Raw genomic sequence first — 19,978 nt, 5'->3', positions numbered from 1 at the left:
CCGCCCTGCTCCGCGTGCACCGGGTAGCCCAGCTCCCGCAGCCGCTCGATGTCGCGCCGCACGATGCGGCCGGACACCCCGAGCCGCTGCGCCAGCTCGCTTCCCGACCACAGCCGAGGGGTCTGCAACAGCGACAGCAGGGACAGCAGTCGGGCACGCGCGTCGGGCATGGCAGCCATTGTGCCGCTCGACTAGGACGGAAACTGACCTATACGGCCTCTACCGTGGGCGCGGTTCGCCACGACACGAGGAGATGCGCCATGAGCAGCACCGCACCCGCCGGCTACACGACCGCCGCGCCGTGGATCGTCACGCCGGACACCGGGCAGTTGCTGGACTTCGTCACCACGGTGTTCGACGGGGTCGAGCTCGGACGGGTCCGGCTGGAGGACGGGACGATCGGCCACGCCGAGATCCGGGTCGGCGACACCGTCCTGCTCGCCTTCGACCGGCAACCGGACTGGCCGGCCATGCCGTCGCTGCTGCGGGTCTTCGTCGCCGACGCCGACGCCACCACCGAGCGCGCGGTCGCCGCGGGAGCCCGCGTGGTCACCGCACCGGCCACCCATGCCTTCGGCCAGCGGGGCGGCCGGGTGCGCGACCCGTTCGGCAACATCTGGTGGCTCAGCGCGGTGGTCGAGGAGGTCGCACCCGAGGTCGGAATGCGGCGGCTCGCCGAACCGCGGTACGCCGAGGCCATGCGCGACGCCCAGGAGACCCTCGACCGCGAGCTGAGCGGCCGCACCGACAGCGCGGTCAGCCGCCCGCTGATCGGCTGACGTCGGCACACCGGCGCGGTGGACGACCGGGCACCCGGACCTGACGGTCCACCCGAGGCCGCGGGTGGCGTCCGGTTCGTACCATCGCCGTTGTCGACGTTGGAGGTCGCCATGTCGGTCGGGGATCGGGCCGGGAAACCGAAGCTTCCACCACGCTGGTTCATCCGGCTGGCCTGGAGGGTGCACCGGGGCTTGTACCGGGTGTTCCGCGGACGGGTCGTCTGGCCGCCCCGCGCCGACCGGTGGGGCACCCTGCGGCTGTCCACGACAGGGCGGCGCAGCGGGCAGCAGCGCAGCGTCATCGTCGCGTACCTGGAGGACGGGCCGAATCTGTTCACGCTGGCGATGAACGGCTGGGGCGAGGGCGAGCCCGCCTGGTGGCTCAACCTGCAGGCGCACCCGGACGCCGCGGTCGACCTGGTCGGCGGGCGGCGGCTCGTGCGCGGGCGCGCCGCGACGGGCGATGAGCGGTCGCGGCTGTGGGCCCGCTGGCGCGAGATCGACGCGAAGCTCGACGCGTTCGCGGCGCTGCGGCCGTCCGAGACCGCGGTGGTGGTCCTGGAACCCCGTCCCGCCGGGTAGGGGTCGCTGAGCTCGACAACCCCCGATGCCGGCGGAGGTCAGTCGAACTGGACGATCAGCTCGGCGACCTGTCCGCCGCGGTAGCGGAGGGTCAGTGTGCCGGTGCCGCCGCGCGACCAGGCGAAGGTGACGACGTCGCGGTCGCCTCGGAGCGGATGCCGCTGACGCGGATGGTGTCGTCGGGCGGGTGTTCGGCGTAGGCGATCGCGATGGCGTCGCGTCCGCGCTGTGATCCGACGGCCCGCCCGACGAAGGTCATGACCGCGTCGGGATGCAGGGCGTCGACGAACGGCGCCCAGTCACCGCTGGTGACCGCCGTGTTGAAGCGGGCGACATGGGCTCTGGCCGATGCCTCCGTCATGGCGGTCACCGTACGCCAGGTGGGCCTCGGACGGCGCTCACGGGGACGCTCGGGGATGCGGCTGATCGGCGGAGGCACGGTCCGGGGCGGCGCCTTCACGGCCGCCGCCCCGGGACTCGGACGGAGTCAGGCGATCCGGTAGGCCCGCTGGATCGTCTGGGTCACCGTGTTGCCGGCGCTGTCGGTGGCCGTGAGGCGCAGCGAGACGAAGCCGGGCCGCCGCGGGTGCCGGACGAGGGCGGCGCCCCGGTGCACCGGCAACGCGACCCACGTCCGGCCGTCGTCGAACGAGGCCGACACGCCGAGCGTCCGGCCGGGAGCGGCCGTGGAGCCCGCCAGCCGGTCCAGCGCCACGGGCAGGGTCGTCGTCGTGCCGGCCCGGGCCGTGTTGGTGTCGTCGAGGGCGGGCATCGGCCGGGCCGTGGTCAGGGGCAGCCGCTCCGGCTTCACGGTGTGGGCCGAGGTGAAGGTCCAGGCCACGGAGACCGAGGTGGACAGGGTGTCCGGCGCGCCGCGGGTGACGGTTGCCTCCAGGCGGTAGGTGGCCTTGCCGGGCGGCACCGGGAAGTCCGCGTACGCGCTGTCCGCCGTGGCGATCTCCGTGCCGTTGCGGGACAGCCGGAGGTGGACCGGCAGGTCGTCGCGGCTGGCGGGGCGGCCGGTCGCGTCGCCGAACAGGGGCGGCGACGCGACCGAGATGGTGTCGCCGTCGCGGCCCGCGTACCCGAGCGGGGCCAGGGCCGGGGCGCCGCCCACCGTGGGCCCGAAGGGGGCGGCGTTCCAGGTCTGGGTGTATGTCCTGCCCGCGGTGAAGGTGGACTCCTGCGTGGTGAGGTTGTCGCCCTCGACGAACGTGGACGTCCAGACGATGCCGCCGTCGGTGTTGTAGTACTCGGTGGCGCGGAACGGCAGGTCGAACGACGTGTTCGAACCGATCGGGCCGGCGCCGCCGGGGGACGCCGCACGGTGGAAGCGGACGGCTGTCGCGGCGGTGGACTGGCTCCGGTAGGTCGCCCGGACGGTGGCGAGGTTCTTCGGTGACAGCTTCCGGGCGAGGCCGGTGAACATGTCGCCCTGGCGGACGTACGCGAGGTCGTAGGTGTAGGGGCTGTTCCGGAAGCTGCGGTCGGGGCCGGGGCGGGCGAGCCCGACGCCCAGCGTGGCGGTGAACTCGGGAGCCGCGACGGCGGGGCCGATCCGGCCGAAGAAGACCTCCTCGAACGACGCCCCGCTGAGCTGCACACCGGGGTAGCGGAGGCCGTCGTTCCAGTTCGCGCTCACGTTGATCGACAGCGGTGCGGCGTCCCGCTGGGGCACGGTCAGCGAGACCGGCCGCGCCGTGCGGGCGTCGAGCGCCTCGGTGACCGGGCCGCGCACGTCGAGGACGGGCTGGGCGAGCAGGGTCGACGCGGCGCCGTCGTGGATGGTGCTGTACAGCGCGTACCGGCCCTTGGGCAGCCGCAGGACACCGCCGCCCGGCTGCCCGTCCAGGGTGCTGAACTCGCCGGTCGCCAGGTTCGCCGCCACGGTGGCGTACTCGGTGGCCGGTCGGCCGTCGCGCCCGGTGTGGTCGAGGCGGACGTCGTAGCTCTCGATCTCCCGGTTGAGCGCGAACGGCGTCCGTACCCGGAGGTCCCCGGCGCCGGTCGCGGTGACCGCGCCCTGGTAGAGCCCGTCGGGCGCGTCCACCCGGGTGTCCACGGTGACGGTCGCCTGGGCGCGGCCACCCGCCGGCACCACCAGGGTGGCCGGGCTGACGGTGAGCATGCCGGCCGGCGCCGGGGCGACGGTCAGGGACAGGGTGACCGGCGCGGTGCCCGTGTTCCGGTAGCCGACGACCTGGGTGACGGGGGTGTCGTCGGCGTGGGGCCAGCGCTGGACCGGGAAGTCGATCGCGGCGGCCTCGGCGGCGACCGGCTGGGCGACCGCGCGGCCGATGTCCAGCCGGCCGGCGCCCTGCTCGTAGAGGCTGTCCTCGCCGGCCGGCTCGGCCGAGTCCATGAGGGCGGCCTTGAGCTGCGGGCCGGACCAGTCGGGGTGCTGGCCGGCGAGGATCGCGGCCGAGCCCGCCACGTGCGGCGTCGCCATCGACGTGCCCGACATGGTGGCGTAGCCGCCGCCGGGTGCGGCGGCCACGATGTCGACGCCCGGCGCGCTGATCTCGGGCTTGATGTGGTTGTCGCCGACGCGGGGTCCGCGTGCGGAGAAGTAGGCACGCTGGTCGTCCGCGTCGACGGCGGCCACGGCGAGGGCGTCGTCCGCGGAGGCGGGCGTCATGACGGACTTGGGCTTGCCCTCGTTGCCGGCGGCGACCACGAAGAGGGTGCCGTACCGGTGACTCAGGTCCTGGACGGCGGTCTCCAGCGGGTCGAGGCCCGGCCTGTCGGTGTCGCCGAGGCTCAGGTTGACCACCCGGGCCTGCGCGGCGGCCCACTCCATGCCGGCGATGACGTCCGAGTCCTGGCACTCGTTGGTCGCGCACACCTTGCCGACGACGAGCTTCGCGCCCGGCGCCACGCCGCGGTACCGGCCGTCCGAGGCCGCGCCGCTGCCCACGATGGTGGACGCCACGTGGGTGCCGTGGCCGACGGTGTCGTCCGGGTCGTTGCCGCCGGTGAAGTCCCGGACCGCGGCGAGGTGCCCGGCGAAGTCGGGGTGGTCGGCGTCGATCCCGGTGTCCAGCACACCGACGGTCACACCGGTGCCGTCGAAGCCCGCCTGCCAGGCCGCCGGGGCGCCGATCTGCGGCACGCTGCGGTCCAGGGAGACCCGGCGCTTGCCGTCGAGCCAGACCCGGGTGACCCCGGCGGCGAGTGTGCGGTCCGCCGTGGTGCCCCGGGTGAGCGACGACCACAGCTCGGCCCGGCCGTCGCGGTCCGCGCGCACGGCGAGGGCGTGGGCGGCGGGCAGGTCCGCGTGCACCCGCGCGCCCCGGACGGCGGCGGACCGCGCCTGCGCCGCGGCGTTCTCCGGGTACGCGACGAGCAGCGGCAGCTCCGGCGTCCGGTCGTCGTACCCGAACCCGCCGAGCGTGGTGAGGTCGAACAGCCGCCGGTCGAGCCGACCGTCGTGCAGCAGCGGCACCGCGTCGACCGGGATGACGTACTGGTGGCCCCCTTCGCGGCTGCTGACGAACCGCATGCCGGCCCGCCCCGGTGCCCGTCGGATCTCCGGGTGGCCGTCCGCGCCCAGCGACACCCGGTCGCCGGTGATCAGGGTGAAGGTGCCGGGCGTGCCGGGGACCGGGGGCGCCGGCTTCTCCTGCGCGTCCGCGGATGGGGCCGTCAGGCCCGCCACGGCCAGCGCGGTCGCGAGCACTCCGGCTGCCAGGGCGCGTCGTTGCCGTCGTCGCACATCGTCCTCTCCGCCACGGGCCTCTCCCGGGACGGCACGATGACGCCTGGCCGGGTCGACGGGTTGGTCATCGGCCCTGTGACCGCGGTCACAATTGCGGCCCGCGCGATGCGACCCCGACCGCCTCCCCTGTTGCATGCCGCGGTGAGCACCGTACGAGGCTCGGGGGCAGGTCAGATGGGTGACGCAGAGGAGTTCGACGCCCTCTACGCGGCCTGCGCGGGGCGGATCGTCGGTCACGTCTACATGCTGACCGGCAACCGCGGCGAGGCGGAGGACGCGGTCGCCGAGGCTTTCATGCGGGCCTGGCAGCGCTGGCGGACCGTGCGGGAGGCGGACAGCCCGGAGGCCTGGGTCCGCCGGGTCGCCTCCCGGATCGCGGTGAGCAGCTGGCGCAAGACGTTCAACCGGATCCGCGCGCACCGCCGCGCCGCGGTCGACCAGACCGTGCCCGGGCTCAGCGAGGACCACGTCGCCCTGCTGCAGGCGCTGCAGCGGCTGAGCGCCAACCAGCGCCGCGCCATCGTGCTCTACCACCTGAACGACCTCAGCGTCGCCGAGGTCGCAGCCGAGATGCAGGCCCCCGTCGGAACCGTCAAGACCTACCTCGCCCGAGGCCGGAGAGCGATGGCCGAGCTACTGACCGAGACGCACCACGAGGAGACCCACCATGGCTGATCCTCACGACGACCTCAGGGCGATCGCCGACGAAGTCCGGCGCGTCACGACGCTGCCCCCGGCACCGACCCTGCGCCGGCGCAGCGAGCGGCGGCGCCGCCGCACCGCCGCCACCGGTGCGGCGCTGACCGTGCTCGTGGTGGCCGGCGGCACCGCCCTGCTGCAGACGCGGGACCAGGTGGAGACACCGGACGAGGGCGTCGGCCCGGTCGGCCCGGCACCGGCGTCGGTCGCCCCCTCCAGGACCGCCTCCACCGAACAGGAGATCCTCGCCGGCCGGCGGCAGACCCGGATCGTTGTGCCCGGCATGGGCGGGGCCGCGCTCGCCGTCGACCGGGACAGCGACCGGGTGCGGGCCACGACCGAGCAGGGCATCGACGACCGGGCCCGGTGGGTCCTGCGCCCCGAGGGGGGAAAGTTCCGGATCATGCTGGCCACGCCGGGCGCCGCCGGCCCGGTCTGCATGACGGTCGTGCACGACGCCGCGCCGGGCAGCGTCCGCGGCCGGCAGTGCGATCCCGCCCAGCAGACGCAGCTCTTCACCATCGAGAAGGAGGCCGACGGGACCTACTCGCTGTTCCAGGGTCGGCGCTACGTCCAGACGGTGGACGGCACCAACGCCCTGGTCCCCGACCTGCCCGAGGGCCTGACCACCACCTACGAGTTCGAGGATCGCGGCCCCGCCGCCGGCGAGCCGTCGGGCGGGGGAATCACGCCCACCCGCTGAGCGGTGGGGCGGTTGGTCCCGCGCGGCTGCCAGACTCTACAGAGGAGCGGCGTGCGGAGGAGGCAGGTTGATGTTTCGCCGATCGCAGCGACAGGACGTCGACGCGCTCAGGGAGAGGTTCGTTGCCAACCGGGAGAAGGTCCGGTCGTGGATCGGCGGCTGGGACTGCCCCGAGGTCGAGTGGCCCGAATTCGCGGAGATCCCCCTCCCCTGGGTGGTGCGGCAGGCGGATGAGCGGACGTGGCTGAAGCGGCACGCCCCGTTCATGGACGAGTACGGGTGGATTCTGGAGGCCCGACCGGTGGCGCAGGGCATCAGCCAGGTCGTCGCCCACTGGCAGTTCGGCGAAGGACACCGGTTCGATCGCCTCGACATCGACTTCCGGAGCTTCGCCGACCCGCCGTACCTGGCGGAGAAGCTTGCCCTGGGAGCGCACGCGGCCGATCTGAAGGGCTGGCAGGAGGGCGACGTGCAGGGCGTGTACGCCTGGCTCTTCGAGGGGATCGACAGCCGCCCGATGGGTGAGATGGTGCGGGGGCAGCACCGGAGCGGGTTCATCCTGTTCCAGCTCACCCGGTGGCCGCACAGCAGGACCGAGATCAACGTACGGCTGCGGATGACCCTGACGGACACGGCGCTGGACGGCACTCCGTTGAACAGCGCGGGAGAGTCGCCCCCGGCGTGACACCGAACGCCGGCCAGCATCCGTCAGGATTCTCGGCGGAGCGTGTCGGATCGGGGCGGCGGCGTTCGTAGCAGGGGTGAGAGGCGGCCCGAGGCAGCCCGACGACGACAGGAGATGACCCGATGCCGCAGTACCTGATTTCGGTGCTCCACGACACGAGCGAGCTCGCCACCGCGGAGGAGATGGCCGCGATCGACGTCTTCAACGCGCAGCTCCAGGCCGACGGCCACTGGGTCTTCGCCGGCGGCCTCGCGGCGCCCGGCTCGGCCACCGTCGTCGACGGCCGGGGCGGGGAGCCGGTGTTCACCGACGGGCCCTACGTGGAGTCGAAGGAGCACATCATCGGCTTCTGGATCATCGAGGCCCCCCACCTCGACGTGGCGCTCCGGCTCGCCGCCCTGGGGTCGGAGCACTGCAACCGGAGGGTCGAGCTCCGGCCGTTCCTGGGTTGATGGGCGACGTCGGCGAGGTGATCACCCGGGTCCACCGCGAGGAGTGGGCCCGGGTGGTCGCGACCCTGGCCAGGCGCCTCGGTGACCTCGACATCGCCGAGGAGATGGCCGCCGAGGCGTTCGCGACCGCCGTCGAGCGCTGGCCGGTCGACGGGGTCCCGCCGAGTCCCGGCGCGTGGCTCACCACCACCGCCCAGCGCAAGGCCATCGACCGGATCCGGCGGGAGGCCCGGCGCGACGAGAAGCACAAGGAGGCGCTGATGCTGTCCGCGACCCCCGAGCCGCTCGGCGCCATCGACGACGACCGGCTCCGTCTCGTCTTCACCTGCTGCCACCCCGCCCTCGCCATGGAGGTGCGGATCGCGCTGACCCTGCGGATGGTCGGCGGGCTCACCGTGCCCGAGATCGCCCGCGCGTTCCTGGTCCAGGAGGCCGCCATGGGCCGGCGGATCACCCGCGCGAAGGCGAAGATCAAGGCGGCGAGGATCCCCTACGGCGTGCCGCTGCGGGAGGACGTTCCGGCCCGGGTCACCGGGGTGCTCGCCGTCCTCTACCTGATCTTCAACGAGGGCTACCTGGCCTCGGACCCCGGGAAGGAGGCGGTCCGCGCCGACCTGACCGCCGAGGCGATCCGGCTGACCCGGCTGGTCCGTGCCCTGCTGCCGGCCGACGGCGAGGTCGCCGGGCTCCTGGCGTTGATGCTCCTGACGGAGGCCCGCCGGGCCGCCCGGGTGTCCGCGAGCGGTGAGCTCGTCACCCTCGCCGAACAGGACCGCGGGGCCTGGGACCGCGAGCTGATCGCCGAGGGCCACGCCCTGGTCCGCGCGCGCCTCGCCACCGGCCATGCGCCGGGGCGCTACCAGATCCTCGCCGCGATCAACGCCCTCCACACCGACGCCCGCGAGGTGCGCGACACCGACTGGTCGCAGGTCGTCGCGCTCTACGACCAGCTGCTCCGCCTCGACCCCTCGCCGATCGTGCGGCTCAACCGGGCGATCGCGGTCGCCGAACTCGACGGCCCGGAGGTCGCCCTGGCAGCGGTGGACCGTCTGCCGCTGGAGGGCTACCACGCCTTCCACGCCACCCGCGCCGACCTGCTGCGCCGGTTGGGCCGCAGCGAGGCGTCGCGGACGGCGTACGACCGGGCCATCGAGCTGGCCGGCAACACCGCCGAGACGGCGTACCTCATCCGTCGCCGCGACCAGCTGGCCGGCACGGGTACCGGTGCCGCCGACGATGACGAGCGGCCGTAGCGGCGTCACGGCGAGCCGTGTCATCCTGGCCCGGTGCGAGTCGCCGCGATCCACACGTACCCCGTGAAGGGGTGCCGCCGGATGGACCGCGACACGGCGCGGGTCGAGCCCTGGGGCCTCGACGGCGACCGGCGCTGGCTCGTCGTGGACGACCACGGGGTCGGCCTCACCCAGCGCCAGCACCGGGAGCTGGTGACGCTGCGAGCGGTCTCCCGGCCGGGCGGGCTGACCCTGGACGCGCCGGGGCTGACCCCGCTCGAGCTGGCCGAACCGACCGGCGGCGAGACGATCCAGGTCCGGGTGTTCCCGGCGCGACCACCCGCACCGGTACGCGCCGCCGGCCCCGAGGCGGACGACTGGCTCCGCCGGCTGTTGGGCCGCGCCGCCCGGCTGGTCTGGCTCGGTGACCCCAGCCGCAACCTCGTTCCCTGGCCGGTGCCGGCCGGCTCCGGCGCCGAGCTGAGCTTCGCCGACGGCACTCCGCTGCTGCTGGCCAGCACCGCGTCCCTCGACGCGTTCAACGACTGGCTGCTGGAGTCGGGCAGCACCGAGTGGCCGCTGCCGATGACCCGGTTCCGCCCCAACCTGGTGGTCGATGGCGCCGCGCCGTGGGCCGAGGCCGGGTGGGTCGGCCGGCGGATCAGGATCGGCGGGGCCGTGCTCCACGGCGTTGGCGAGTGTGACCGCTGTGTGGTCGCGACGATCGACCAGGAGACCGGGGAGCGGGGGCGGGAGCCGCTGAGGATGCTCGCCGCACGGCGCAACGTCGGCCAGAAGCTCCTCTTCGGTCTGCAGATGGTGGTGCGGGCCGAACCGGGCGGCTCTTCCCGCGACGGTGCCACGGTCAGCGTCGGTGACACCGTCGAGGTCGCGGACTGACCGGACGGTCCACTCGGGCCACTTTCGTCGCTGTCGGAGGAAAGTCTCTCCCTCATCGATGAAAGCTATGGACATCGGCAGATGCCTTTTGTAGCGTCGCGTCATCCTCGAGAAGGAGAAGCCGATGTGTTACGGACACGACGGAATGGCCGCGCTGCGGCGCTCCGTTGACCGGCGCAGCCTCCTGCGCGGCTCCCTGGCCACCCTCGCCGGCATCGGGCTCGCATCGTCCGGCGTCGGCGCGACGGCCGCGGCGGCAACCGGCCACCCCACCGGGCGGCGCCACGTGCCCCCGGGCCTGATCAGCATCCAGCTGTGGACGGTCCGCGACGCCCTGTCGGGCCCGCCCGGCTACGACGCCACCCTCGCCCACCTCGCCCGGATCGGATACCCGCGCGTGGAGCTGGCGCTCGGCTACTTCGGTCGGACCGCCGCCCAGCTGCGCCGGTTCCTCGACGGCATCGGCATCCGGGCCAGCTCGAGCCACGACGGGATCAGCGCCAGTCCGGCCGAGCTGGCTCAGAAGATTGAGAACGCGGTCACCCTGGGGCAGCGGTTCCTGGTGGTGCCGTACCTGTACTCGGAGAACGCGGACGACTGGAAGCGCTGGGCCGAGCAGATGAACGTCGAGGCGGCCGCGGCGAGGGCGGCCGGCCTGCTCTACGGCTACCACAACCACGCCCACGAGTTCACCATCGACCTCGGCAACGGCCGGCGCCCCTGGGACGTGCTGACCGGGGAACTCGACCCCCGGCTCGTCCACCTGGAGGTCGACCTCTACTGGGCGGTCACCGGCGGCATCAACTCGGGCGACGGGGTCGCGGATCCCGAGGGCTTCACGCTGGACGTGATCCGCTCGGCGCCGCAGCAGGTCCTGCAGTACCACGTCAAGGACCGGGACGGGTCCACCGGCGACATGGCCGACCTGGGCACCGGGACCATCGACTTCGGACGGATCTTCCGGAAGCACCCGGTGCTGGAGTACATCGTCGAGAACGACACGCCGGACGTGACGCCGCAGCAGACGGCCGAGGTCGGTTACCGCTACCTGCGCAGGCTGCGGTTCTGACCCGGGCGGTCGCAGTGCCGCCGGACACCGGGGCCGACGTCCGGTTCGACGGGAGCCCGCCGATCGTCGGGCCCGGTGTCCGGCACCCACCATCCGCGCCGGTCCGGGGTACGGCGATCGTGCGGACCTGTCGGAGGGGCGGCGTAACGTCCGGCGGGTGACCGATCCTGGCGACGTCCCACCCGAGATCCTCGCTCGGCTCCGGCCTGTCTGCCTCGGCCTGCCGGAGGCCTACGAGGAGCCCGCGTGGGTGGGCACCCGGTGGCGGATCCGCAAGCGGACCTTCGCCCACGTGCTCACCGTCGACCCCGACCACCAGGCCGCCTACGCCCGCGCCGCCGCCAGCGACGAGCCGATCTGCGTGCTCACGTTCCGCTCCCCCGGCGACGAGATCGCCGGGCTGCTCGCCGGCGGGCGCCCGTTCTTCAAGCCCGACTGGGGCGCCGACGTCGTCGGCATGGTGGTCGACGACGGGGTCGACTGGGCCGAGGTCGGCGAACTGCTCACCGAGAGCTACTGCGTCCTGGCCCCGAAGAAGCTGGCCGCGCTGGTCGACCGGCCGGACGGGCCGCCGGCCCGACCGACGGGCCCGGGACAGCCGTCGGGCACCTCTGGCGCGCGCCGGGACATGCTGCCAGGCTGAGGATCGTGTACGACTACGACCTGCTGGTGCTGGGCTCCGGGCCGAGCGGTCAGAAGGCCGCGATCGCCGCGGCCAAACTCGGCCGGCGGGTCGGCATCGTCGACCGCCGCGACATGATCGGCGGGGTGTGCATCAACACCGGCACCGTCCCGTCGAAGACGCTGCGCGAGGCCGTCCTCTACCTCACCGGCCTGAGCCAGCGCGACCTCTACGGCAGCAGCTACCGGGTCAAGGACGAGATCACGGTCAGCGACCTGGCCGCCCGGACCCAGCACGTGATCAGCCGGCAGACGGACGTCATCCGCAACCAGTTGGCCCGCAACCGGGTCGCGATGATCACCGGCACCGGCCGGTTCGCCGACGCGCACGCCGTGTGGGTCGACGGCGGCTCCGGCCGGGAGGCCCGGGTCACCTTCGACAAGATCGTCATCGCCGCCGGCACGCGGCCGGCCCGCCCCGACAGCGTCGACTTCGACGACCGGACCATCGTGGACTCCGACGGGGTCATCAATCTCCAGGCCGTGCCCCGCAGCATGGTCGTGGTCGGCGCCGGCGTGATCGGCATGGAGTACGCGTCCCTGTTCGCCGCCCTCGGCACCAAGGTGACGGTGGTGGAACGCCGCGACCGGATGCTCGACTTCTGCGACGAGGAGATCGTCGAGTCCCTCAAGTACCACCTGCGGGACCTGTCGGTGACGTTCCGCTTCGGCGAGGAGGTCGCCGCGGTGGAGAAGCACCAGACCGCCGCGCTGTGCATCCTCAAGAGCGGCAAGAAGATCGTCGCCGACACGGTCATGTACTCGGCGGGCCGCCAGGGCCAGACCGACGACCTGGCGCTGGAGGCCGCCGGCCTGGCGGCGGACCACCGGGGCCGGATCCAGGTCGACGCGACCTACCGCACGGCGGTCGACAACATCTACGCGGTCGGTGACGTGATCGGCTTTCCGGCGCTGGCCTCCACCTCCATGGAGCAGGGCCGGCTGGCCGCGCAGCACGCCTGCGGCGAGCCGGTGCGTGCCATGCCCGAGCTGCAACCGATCGGCATCTACACGATCCCGGAGATCAGCTTCGTGGGGAGGACCGAGGACGAGCTGACCGACAGCTCGACCCCGTTCGAGGTGGGCATCGCCCGCTACCGCGAGCTGGCCCGCGGCCAGATCGTGGGTGACTCGTACGGCATGCTGAAGCTGCTCGTCTCGCCGGACGACGGGCGGCTGCTCGGGGTGCACGTGTTCGGGACCGGGGCCACCGAGATCGTCCACGTCGGGCAGGCGGTGATGGGCTGCGGGGGCACCGTCGACTACCTGGTCGACGCGGTGTTCAACTACCCGACGCTGGCCGAGGCGTACAAGGTGGCGGCCCTGGACGCCGCCAACAAGATCCGCAACATCACCCGGATCGACGGCTGACGGATCCGCCGGGCGGCGGGCGACCGTCGCGGCCCCTCCCCCGTGACAAATGTCAGCGGTGCCGGACCGTGCCCGACGTTACCGTCGGCCGAGGAGCCGACGTCCCCGCGGGAGAGTAGGACGCGATGTCGAGAACGCCGCGGGCGAGCCGCACGGCGGTGCTGGTGTGCAGGGTCGCGCCGCCGCGGACGGGCTCATCGCTCCCGGCCGCTTCGCGGACCCGACCGCCCTGCCCCTGCTGCGCCCCGACGAGCGGGAGGCCGTCCAGTGGGCCCGCGGCGGTGTCCCACCCCAGAGTTGGCAGCAGCGGCTCGACTACGAGACCGTACGCGCCGCCGCCGAGCTGATGGCGCCCCGGACGATCGCCATCGACGACGCGATCCGCGCCCACCCGTCTCCGCAGCTGGTGATCCTCGGCGCGGGGCTGGACGGCCGCGCCTGGCGGATGCCGGAACTCGCCGGGGTGACGGTCTTCGAGGCCGACCAGCCGGCCACCCAGCAGGACAAGCGCGACCGTGCCATGGGTCTGCCCGGCGCGCCGCCCACGTTCGTGCCGGTGGACTTCGGCCGCGACCGGCTGGCCGAGACGCTGGCGGCTCACGGGCACCGGGCCGACCTCGCCACGACCTGGCTCTGGGAGGGCGTCGTGCCCTACCTGACGAAGGCGGAGGTGGCCGCCACGGTCGCTGAGCTCGCCGCCTGTTCCGCCCCGGGCAGTCGCCTGATCGTCAACTTCCAGAGCCCCGCCGTCTCCACCGCCCTGGGCCGGGCGGTCGCTCGGCTGCTGACCGCCTCCACCGGCCGGGCGAGCGTCTGGGCCAACGAGCCGTGGCGCTCGACCTGGACGCCCGCCGCCATGGCCGCCCTGCTCACCCGGCACGGCTACCGGGTGACTCGGGGGGAGAACCTGCTCGACACGGCCCGGGCGCTGGCCCTGCCGCCCGTCCGCGCCAGGTCGCTGCGCCACAGCCAGGTGATGGTCGCCGACCGGGCCTGACCCGCGGCGCGCCACCCCGGACGAGCCCGGCGGCGTCAGGGCGCCAGGGCCAGGGTGAGGCGGAGCCAGTCCGCCAGCTCCTCGATCTCGTGCCGCACCGCGTTCGTCATCGCCCTGGTGAACGGCACGTCCTGGTGGATCGCGTCCACCCGGAACACACCGGCCCTGTGGTCGGCGGTGGCGTCGAGCTTGCCGACCAGCCGGTCACCGTAGAGGATCGGCAGCGCCCAGTATCCCCAGCGGCGCTTGGCGGCCGGCTTGTACATCTCCAGCTGGCAGTCGTACTCGAACAGCTCGGTCATCCGCCGGCGGTCGTAGACGAGCCGGTCCAGCGGGGACAGCAGCGCGGCACGGCCGGTGAACGTCCGATCCAACAGCTCGGGGTCGACCCGCCACTGGCCCTTCACGCCCTCGACCACCGCGGGCTCGCCCGCCGAACCGACGTCGTTCGGCTCCCCCGCACTCTCCGGGGCCCGGGCGCGTGCGATGCCGAGCGCGCGCAGCCGCCGCTCGTCCCGGATCCGCCGCGCCTCCTCGTAGGGCACCACCTCGTCGGGGTAGACCCGTTCGGCGAGGTCCCACAGCCGGTCGGGGCCGCGCCGGCCCGCGGCCGCGACCTCGCCCCGCTGGACGAGGAAATCGATCATCTTCCGGACGTTGCGGTCGTTCGTCCAGCCGCTGGAGCGCCAGGCGACCACGCACGTGTCGGGCAGCTCGCGCGCCGGCAGCGGACCGTCGGCGCGGAGCCGCGCGAGGATGTCCAGCCGGCAGCCCCGGTTGGCGTCCACCCAGTCCCGCAGGCCCTCCTGCCAGTCGCGCAGCGGCGGACGGCCGGGCCACTCGGCCATCTCCGCCCGGTGCAGCGCGAGGTCCTCCGGCGGGCGGATCAGGCCGTGCAGCTCCAGCAGGGTCTGCTCGTCCAGGGCGTCGCGCAGCCGCGTCGGCGAGTACGAGGAGCCGAGACGGCTCCACAGGACCAGATCGGCGCTGGGCGCGACGGCGGCCGTCGGGTCGTTCTGCAGCAGCGTCAACCGGCGGACGACGTCGAACATCCCGCTCGGGCGGTGGGCGTCCAGCAGTTGGGCGCGCACCGCGAGGCGTCGAGCGTCGCCGCGGGACAACTCGTGCACGGTCACCAGCCGAGCCTAGGAGGCGGGTACGACCTCGGACGGCGGCCCGCTCCACACCTGAGCCCGTCGACGCGGCGCGCGCGAGGGCGGCCCGGCAGGTCGTACGCCGGGCCGCCCGTCAGGTCCGTGCTCGTCAGCCGCCGAGGCTCGCCGCGGCCGAGGCGATGGCCGAGGAGAAGTAGCTGACCTGGGTGTAGACGCCGGGGTAGTTCGGCCGGGCGCAGCCGTTGCCCCAGCTGACGATGCCGACCTGGATCCAGGCGTTGGAGGCGTCGCGGCGGAACATCGGCCCACCCGAGTCACCCTGGCAGGTGTCCACGCCGCCGCTGGCGTACCCGGCGCAGATCTCCTCGGCGGGGATGAGGTCGCCGCCGTAGTTGGCGTTGCAGGTGGCGTCGCTGACGAACGGCACGGTGGCCTTGAGCAGGTAGCGCTGCTGCCCGCCGCCTTCGGTCGCCGCGCCCCAGCCGGCGACGGTGAACGTGCCGTTGTCGTAGGCCGTGGTGTTGGCGATCTTCAGGGTGCTCAGCCCGGTGACCGGGGTGGCCAGGCGGATGAGCGCCCAGTCCTTGCCGCTGCCGTTGTAGCCGGGGGCGCGGTAGACGTAGTTCGACCGCACCTGGATCCGGCTGGACGACTGCAGGTCGACCACGCCGAGGGTGGCGGTGATGCTGGTGTTGGTGCCCGTACGGCCGACGCAGTGCGCGGCGGTGAGGACCAGGCGGGGGCTGTACAGCGCGCCGCCGCAGCCCATCGAGAGTCGCACCATGAACGGGAACTCGCCCTGTGCGGCGCGGGTGCCGCCGACGACGTTCGGCGTGATCGGCGTGGGGTCGGCGACGGCGGGTGTGGCGAGAGTGAGGCTGCCCGCGGTCACCGCGGCCAACGCGGTGGCCAACAGGCCGGTGAGGGTACGCCAGCGAACCATGGATTCCTCCGCATCAGGACCGGTGCGCCTCGTGGGCCCACCTGATTCGAGACTGCGGACAGCATATTGAGATCAATGGATTTGCTGGCCATACTCTTCGGGTCGTACCGCGCCGGTATGGGCAGCCGTCACGTCACCGGCGTCAGGGTCTTCTCGAACCAGTGGTGTGCGTACGGCTCGTCGTTGTACGGCGCGATCTCCCGGTAGCCCGCGGCGCGGTACAGGGCGATCGCCTCGGTCAGGTTGCGGTTGGTGTCCAGCCGGGCGGCGGTCCAGCCGCGCTCGGCGGCGTACCGTTCCAGCTGGTCCAGCAGGCGCCGGCCGACCCCCAGCCCCCGGACGGTGTCGGACACCCAGACCCGCTTGATCTCCGCGGGCGCGCCGGCGTGGAGCTTGATCGCGCCGCAGCCGACCGGCTCGCCGTTGAGGGTGGCGAGCAGGAACACGCCGGCGGGCGGGACGAGGTCCTCGTCGCGGACCGGCTTGCTCCGGGCCGGGTCGAACCCGCCGTCGAAGCGCTGCGCGATCTCGTGGGCGTAGGCCCGCACGCAGGCCCGGGCCCGGGGATCTCCGGGTGGGCAGGGCCGCACGACCACCATTGAGCTGACGAGCAGCCGCTGCACCTCCGCCATCGCCGAGACCAGGCGCTCGCGGCGCTGGTCGCTGAGCGGTTCGAGGATGGACCGGGCCAGCTCGTCGGACCGCTCGTCCAGCTCGGCCCACTCCGACCGCCCGGCGTCGGTGAGGGCGGCGACACGTACCCTCCCGTCGCCGCCGGCCCGGTCGGCCGGGCCGACGCGCACGAGTCCGTCGCCCTTCAGGGTGCGCAGGAGCCGGCTGAGGTACCCGGAGTCCACGCCGAGCCGGGCCCGCAGCGCCGCGATCTCGGCGCCGTCGGGGCCGATCTCCCACAGCAGCCGCGCCTGGGCGAGCGGCCGGTCACGGGACATGTACTGGTCGTCGAGCGCGCCCACCCGTTGGGTGACCGTCCGGTTGAACCGCCGCACGGTGGCGATGAGCTCCGAGTTCATATGCCTGACCTTAGTCAGGCTTTGCCGCCGCCCGCCAGGGGGCCCGGACCCGCGGGTGTCGACACCTAGCACCCCGACCTCGCCGACGGTTCTACGCCGCGTCGCCCGTGGCGGTGCGACCGCCCGCCGTCCGGTGGGTCCACAGCCGCCACAGCTCCGGTACGGACCTCCCGCCGGCGAGGCACCACGCGGCGATGACCGGGTCGCAGATCGCGCAGCCCAGCGAGGAGTGCGCCGCGAACGGCAGGATCGGTTCGCCGTAGCGGTGGTGCAGCAGGTCCGACACGGTGTGCATCAGCCACGCCACGCCGATCCACCGCCAGGACCGCAGCCCGCGGAAGGCGACGTACGTCATGGCCGCGGTGAACAGCAGCTCCCAGAGCCCGAACCCGCCGCTGAGGTAGGCGGCGCCCGCGCCGGCGACCAGGACCGCGTTGAAGGGTCGGCGGTGCGCGGCGGGGATCAACGAGTTCAGCGCGGCGTAGGCCAGCCCGATCAGCACGGGCGCGATCACGATCATGCAGGAAACGTACGACCGGGGCAGCCGGGCCAACAGTGGCGCGAGCGCCAGGTGGCAACGGTTCACCGCCACGGCACCCGCGGCGAGCGGGGGTAGCGTCGACGGGTGCACACGGTGGCGGTGGCGGCGTTCGACGGGGTGGTCGGCTTCGACCTGGCGACCGCGCTCGAGGTGTTCGGCCGGGCGCGGCTACCCGACGGCGCGCCGGCGTACCAGGTGAAGGTGTGCGCCGAGCGCCGCGAGGTCGACGCGGGTTCCTTCGTGCTGCGGGCGCCCTGGCGTCTCGACTCCCTCATCGAGGCGGACACGGTGATCGTGCCCGGCCTCACCGACCTCGCCGCGCCGACCTCGGCGCCCCTGCTCAAGGCCCTGCGGGCGGCGGCCGCGCGGGGAGCCCGGGTGGCGTCGATCTGCGTGGGCGCCTTCGTCCTGGCCGAGGCCGGCCTGCTCGACGGCCGCCGGGCGACCACCCACTGGGCCGCCGCCGCCGAACTGGCCCGCCGGCATCCCGCCGTCACCGTCGAGCCGAACCTGCTCTACGTCGACGAGCGCGACGTGCTGACCTCGGCGGGTGCGGCCGCCGGGCTCGACCTGTGCCTGCACATGGTCCGGCGCGACCACGGCGCCGCCGTCGCCGCGGATGTCGCCCGCGCCTCGGTGATGCCGCTGGAACGCGCCGGCGGCCAGGCGCAGTTCATCACCTACGAACCACCGGCCGCGAGCGGCTCCCTCGCGCCGCTGCTGCAGTGGCTGGCCAGCAACGCCGTGCGGGACATCGACCTGGACGACATGGCCGCCGAGGCCGCCGTGAGCGTGCGCACCCTGCTGCGCCGCTTCCGCGCCCAGACCGGCACCACGCCGATGCGGTGGCTCACCCACCATCGGGTACGCCGGGCGCAACACCTGCTGGAGACCAGCGACCTGCCCGTCGAGCGGGTGGGGCAGGCGACGGGCTTCGCTTCGGCGACCACGTTCCGCGACCGGTTCAAGGAACTCGTCGGCGTCAGCCCGGCGGCCTACCGGCGCACCTTCGGGTCTCAGCCGCTGTAGCGCAGCGACGCGTTCGGCAGCGACGGACACCGCCGCGGCGCGCCCCGGCATCTACCGGCCGGGGCGCGCTGCGGCGCGTTGCCTCACGTGACGGTGATGGCCTTCGGCGTGGTCTTCGAGTCCAGCCAGGTGTTGATGAGCTTGGTGAAGTCGCGGCCGGTCTGCTTGTTGACGAAGGCGATGAACGAGGCCCGGTCCTGCTGGGTGTTGCGCTGGTCCTGCACCCAGGCGCGGGCCAACGCGAAGAACGCCTTGTCACCCAGCTTCCGGTGGATCTCGTGGAGCATGGCCTCGGGGCAGAGGTAGACGTTGCCCTCAGCGAAGTTCTTCGGGTTGGGCTTGCCGGGCGGGCCGAGCTTCTTGCGCGAGGCGGCGTCGGCGTCGCGCAGGTACCGGTCCAGGCTGGCGTCGCTGAGGTGCAGGGTGTCCTTGGTGTAAAGGTCCTGGGCGTACTGGGCCCAGCCCTCGTTCAGCCACAGGTCGGTCCAGGTGGTCGGGGTGACGGAGTCACCGAACCACTGGTGGGCGTACTCGTGCAGCAGGTCGCTTCCCCAGCGGTCCCGGCGGGCCTTGGTGTTCTCGATCTTCCGGCCCATCGTGATCATCTGCTGGGTCTCCATGCCGGACGCCGAGTCCACCACCACGACGCCACCGGACGGGAACGGGTAGGGACCGAACTTCTTCTCCAGCCAGGCCAGATACTGGGGGGACTTCTTGAGGTACGGCAGCAGCTTGTCGTCGGCGCCCTTGCGGTACCAGAAGGTCAGCGGGACGCCACGGGGCCCCTTGGCGGTCAGCTTCTGGTATTTCCCGACCGCCAGGGTGGTCAGGTACGTAGCGACCGGGTCGGCGCTGCGGTAGGTGAACGTGGTGCCGGACTGCCCCGCCGGGGTGCCGTTGGCGATGGCGGACCAGCCCGCCGGGACGGTCACCCGGATGTCGTAGAGGGCTTCGTCGGACGGCTGGTCGTTCGCCGGGTACCAGGTGAAGGCCCCGAACGGCTCCTGCATCGTCCAGAGGCCGCCCTCCTTGGTGACGGTGAGGCCCAGGTCCTCCACGTCCTTGCGGTGCGACGGCATCGGCGTCGTCTTCGGCTTGCCGTGGTACTTGACCACCAGCGTCACCGGCTTGTCGGCGACCACCGGCGCGGTCACGGTCAGCTTCTCCCTGGCGATGGTGCCGGTGACCGTCGTGTCGTCCAGCGTCACCCCGTCGACCTGGTACGGCATGAAGTCGAGGACCAGATTGGAAGCGTCCTTGGTGGGCCGGATCCGCAGGGTGGCCGTGCCCGTGAGGGTCCTGGTCGACGGAGCCCAGTCCAGCGCCAGGTCGTAGTGCAGGACGTCCAGCGCGTCGGTGCCCCGCGCGGGGTAGACCTTGTCGGCCACCGGGGTCGAGCGCCCGGCCTGCCAGACGGTGTAGTCCACGGCGGGGGCGGTGGGGCTGGGTGT

General features: G+C 73.3%; 21 protein-coding genes. 13 read left to right on the top strand and 8 right to left on the bottom strand.

What is annotated here, in order from left to right; genetic code table 11:
* Positions 1–170 (bottom strand): helix-turn-helix domain-containing protein (locus F8274_RS20925; RefSeq protein ID WP_151464072.1); only part of this gene is annotated, 170 nt, incomplete at its 3' end.
* 90 nt (positions 171–260) lie between these two features.
* On the opposite strand from F8274_RS20925, the gene F8274_RS20920 reads away from it, so the two are divergent.
* Positions 261–779: a VOC family protein gene (locus F8274_RS20920; RefSeq protein WP_151464071.1), complete on the top strand. Its 519-nt coding sequence runs from the start codon at positions 261–263 to the stop codon at positions 777–779.
* 111 nt (positions 780–890) lie between these two features.
* Positions 891–1,361 (top strand): nitroreductase family deazaflavin-dependent oxidoreductase, encoded by a 471-nt coding sequence (locus F8274_RS20915; protein WP_151464070.1) that lies wholly within the window; start codon positions 891–893, stop codon positions 1,359–1,361.
* A gap of 91 nt (positions 1,362–1,452) precedes the next feature.
* Here the strand turns inward: F8274_RS20915 and F8274_RS20910 are convergent, their stop codons facing one another.
* Together F8274_RS20910 and F8274_RS20905 are read right to left on the bottom strand one after the other, a co-directional pair.
* A complete protein-coding gene (locus F8274_RS20910; protein WP_225853895.1) occupies positions 1,453–1,722 on the bottom strand; it encodes a nuclear transport factor 2 family protein in 270 nt (89 codons plus the stop codon).
* Positions 1,723–1,848: 126 nt separating this feature from the next.
* The gene (locus F8274_RS20905; protein WP_151464069.1) at positions 1,849–5,040 is read right to left on the bottom strand and encodes a S8 family serine peptidase; all 3,192 of its coding nucleotides are present in this window, start codon (positions 5,038–5,040) and stop codon (positions 1,849–1,851) included.
* A 213-nt stretch (positions 5,041–5,253) separates the two neighbouring features.
* On the opposite strand from F8274_RS20905, the gene F8274_RS20900 reads away from it, so the two are divergent.
* From F8274_RS20900 to F8274_RS20855, 10 genes are all read left to right on the top strand, one after another.
* Positions 5,254–5,754, top strand: coding sequence for a SigE family RNA polymerase sigma factor (locus F8274_RS20900; RefSeq protein ID WP_151464068.1), 501 nt, complete (start codon positions 5,254–5,256; stop codon positions 5,752–5,754).
* A complete protein-coding gene (locus F8274_RS20895; protein WP_151464067.1) occupies positions 5,747–6,481 on the top strand; it encodes a hypothetical protein in 735 nt (244 codons plus the stop codon). Before F8274_RS20900 ends, F8274_RS20895 begins: the two co-directional genes overlap by 8 nt.
* 70 nt (positions 6,482–6,551) lie before the next feature.
* Positions 6,552–7,166: a hypothetical protein gene (locus F8274_RS20890; RefSeq protein ID WP_151464066.1), complete on the top strand. Its 615-nt coding sequence runs from the start codon at positions 6,552–6,554 to the stop codon at positions 7,164–7,166.
* A gap of 122 nt (positions 7,167–7,288) precedes the next feature.
* On the top strand, positions 7,289–7,618 hold the full coding sequence (locus F8274_RS20885) for a YciI family protein (protein WP_151464065.1): 330 nt from the start codon (positions 7,289–7,291) through the stop codon (positions 7,616–7,618).
* Positions 7,618–8,871 carry an RNA polymerase sigma factor gene (locus F8274_RS20880; RefSeq protein WP_151464064.1) on the top strand — a complete coding sequence of 418 codons (1,254 nt, stop codon included), beginning with the start codon at positions 7,618–7,620 and terminating at the stop codon, positions 8,869–8,871. Before F8274_RS20885 ends, F8274_RS20880 begins: the two co-directional genes overlap by 1 nt.
* Before the next feature lie 33 nt (positions 8,872–8,904).
* The gene (locus F8274_RS20875) at positions 8,905–9,750 is read left to right on the top strand and encodes an MOSC domain-containing protein (RefSeq protein WP_151464063.1); all 846 of its coding nucleotides are present in this window, start codon (positions 8,905–8,907) and stop codon (positions 9,748–9,750) included.
* A 124-nt stretch (positions 9,751–9,874) separates the two neighbouring features.
* Complete coding sequence (locus F8274_RS20870; RefSeq protein WP_151464062.1) at positions 9,875–10,819, top strand: sugar phosphate isomerase/epimerase; 945 nt, start codon at positions 9,875–9,877, stop codon at positions 10,817–10,819.
* 157 nt (positions 10,820–10,976) lie between these two features.
* Positions 10,977–11,462: an MmcQ/YjbR family DNA-binding protein gene (locus tag F8274_RS20865; protein ID WP_151464061.1), complete on the top strand. Its 486-nt coding sequence runs from the start codon at positions 10,977–10,979 to the stop codon at positions 11,460–11,462.
* Positions 11,463–11,467: 5 nt separating this feature from the next.
* Positions 11,468–12,871: a Si-specific NAD(P)(+) transhydrogenase gene (gene sthA, locus F8274_RS20860; RefSeq protein WP_151464060.1), complete on the top strand. Its 1,404-nt coding sequence runs from the start codon at positions 11,468–11,470 to the stop codon at positions 12,869–12,871.
* Between the two features lie 166 nt (positions 12,872–13,037).
* Positions 13,038–13,868, top strand: coding sequence for a class I SAM-dependent methyltransferase (locus F8274_RS20855; protein WP_225853894.1), 831 nt, complete (start codon positions 13,038–13,040; stop codon positions 13,866–13,868).
* A 35-nt stretch (positions 13,869–13,903) separates the two neighbouring features.
* On the opposite strand, the gene F8274_RS20850 is transcribed toward F8274_RS20855, so the two are convergent.
* The 4 genes from F8274_RS20850 to F8274_RS20835 form a co-directional block, all read right to left on the bottom strand.
* Positions 13,904–15,004, bottom strand: a complete 1,101-nt coding sequence (locus F8274_RS20850; protein WP_225853893.1) for a DNA glycosylase AlkZ-like family protein — start codon at positions 15,002–15,004, stop codon at positions 13,904–13,906.
* Between the two features lie 127 nt (positions 15,005–15,131).
* Positions 15,132–15,926 (bottom strand): trypsin-like serine protease, encoded by a 795-nt coding sequence (locus F8274_RS20845; protein ID WP_151464058.1) that lies wholly within the window; start codon positions 15,924–15,926, stop codon positions 15,132–15,134.
* Positions 15,927–16,054: 128 nt separating this feature from the next.
* The gene (locus F8274_RS20840; protein WP_151464057.1) at positions 16,055–16,957 is read right to left on the bottom strand and encodes a helix-turn-helix domain-containing GNAT family N-acetyltransferase; all 903 of its coding nucleotides are present in this window, start codon (positions 16,955–16,957) and stop codon (positions 16,055–16,057) included.
* A gap of 91 nt (positions 16,958–17,048) precedes the next feature.
* On the bottom strand, positions 17,049–17,477 hold the full coding sequence (locus F8274_RS20835; protein WP_151464056.1) for a DUF6010 family protein: 429 nt from the start codon (positions 17,475–17,477) through the stop codon (positions 17,049–17,051).
* A gap of 105 nt (positions 17,478–17,582) precedes the next feature.
* Between F8274_RS20835 and F8274_RS20830 the strand changes: the two genes are divergently transcribed.
* A complete protein-coding gene (locus F8274_RS20830) occupies positions 17,583–18,527 on the top strand; it encodes a GlxA family transcriptional regulator (RefSeq protein WP_151464055.1) in 945 nt (314 codons plus the stop codon).
* An 83-nt stretch (positions 18,528–18,610) separates the two neighbouring features.
* Here F8274_RS20830 and F8274_RS20825 read toward each other — a convergent pair.
* Positions 18,611–19,978 (bottom strand): M1 family metallopeptidase (locus F8274_RS20825; protein WP_151464054.1); only part of this gene is annotated, 1,368 nt, incomplete at its 5' end.

The organism is Micromonospora sp. AMSO31t (assembly GCF_008868175.1).
GTDB lineage: Bacteria > Actinomycetota > Actinomycetes > Mycobacteriales > Micromonosporaceae > Micromonospora.
This window is presented reverse-complemented; position numbering and strand designations above follow the sequence as displayed.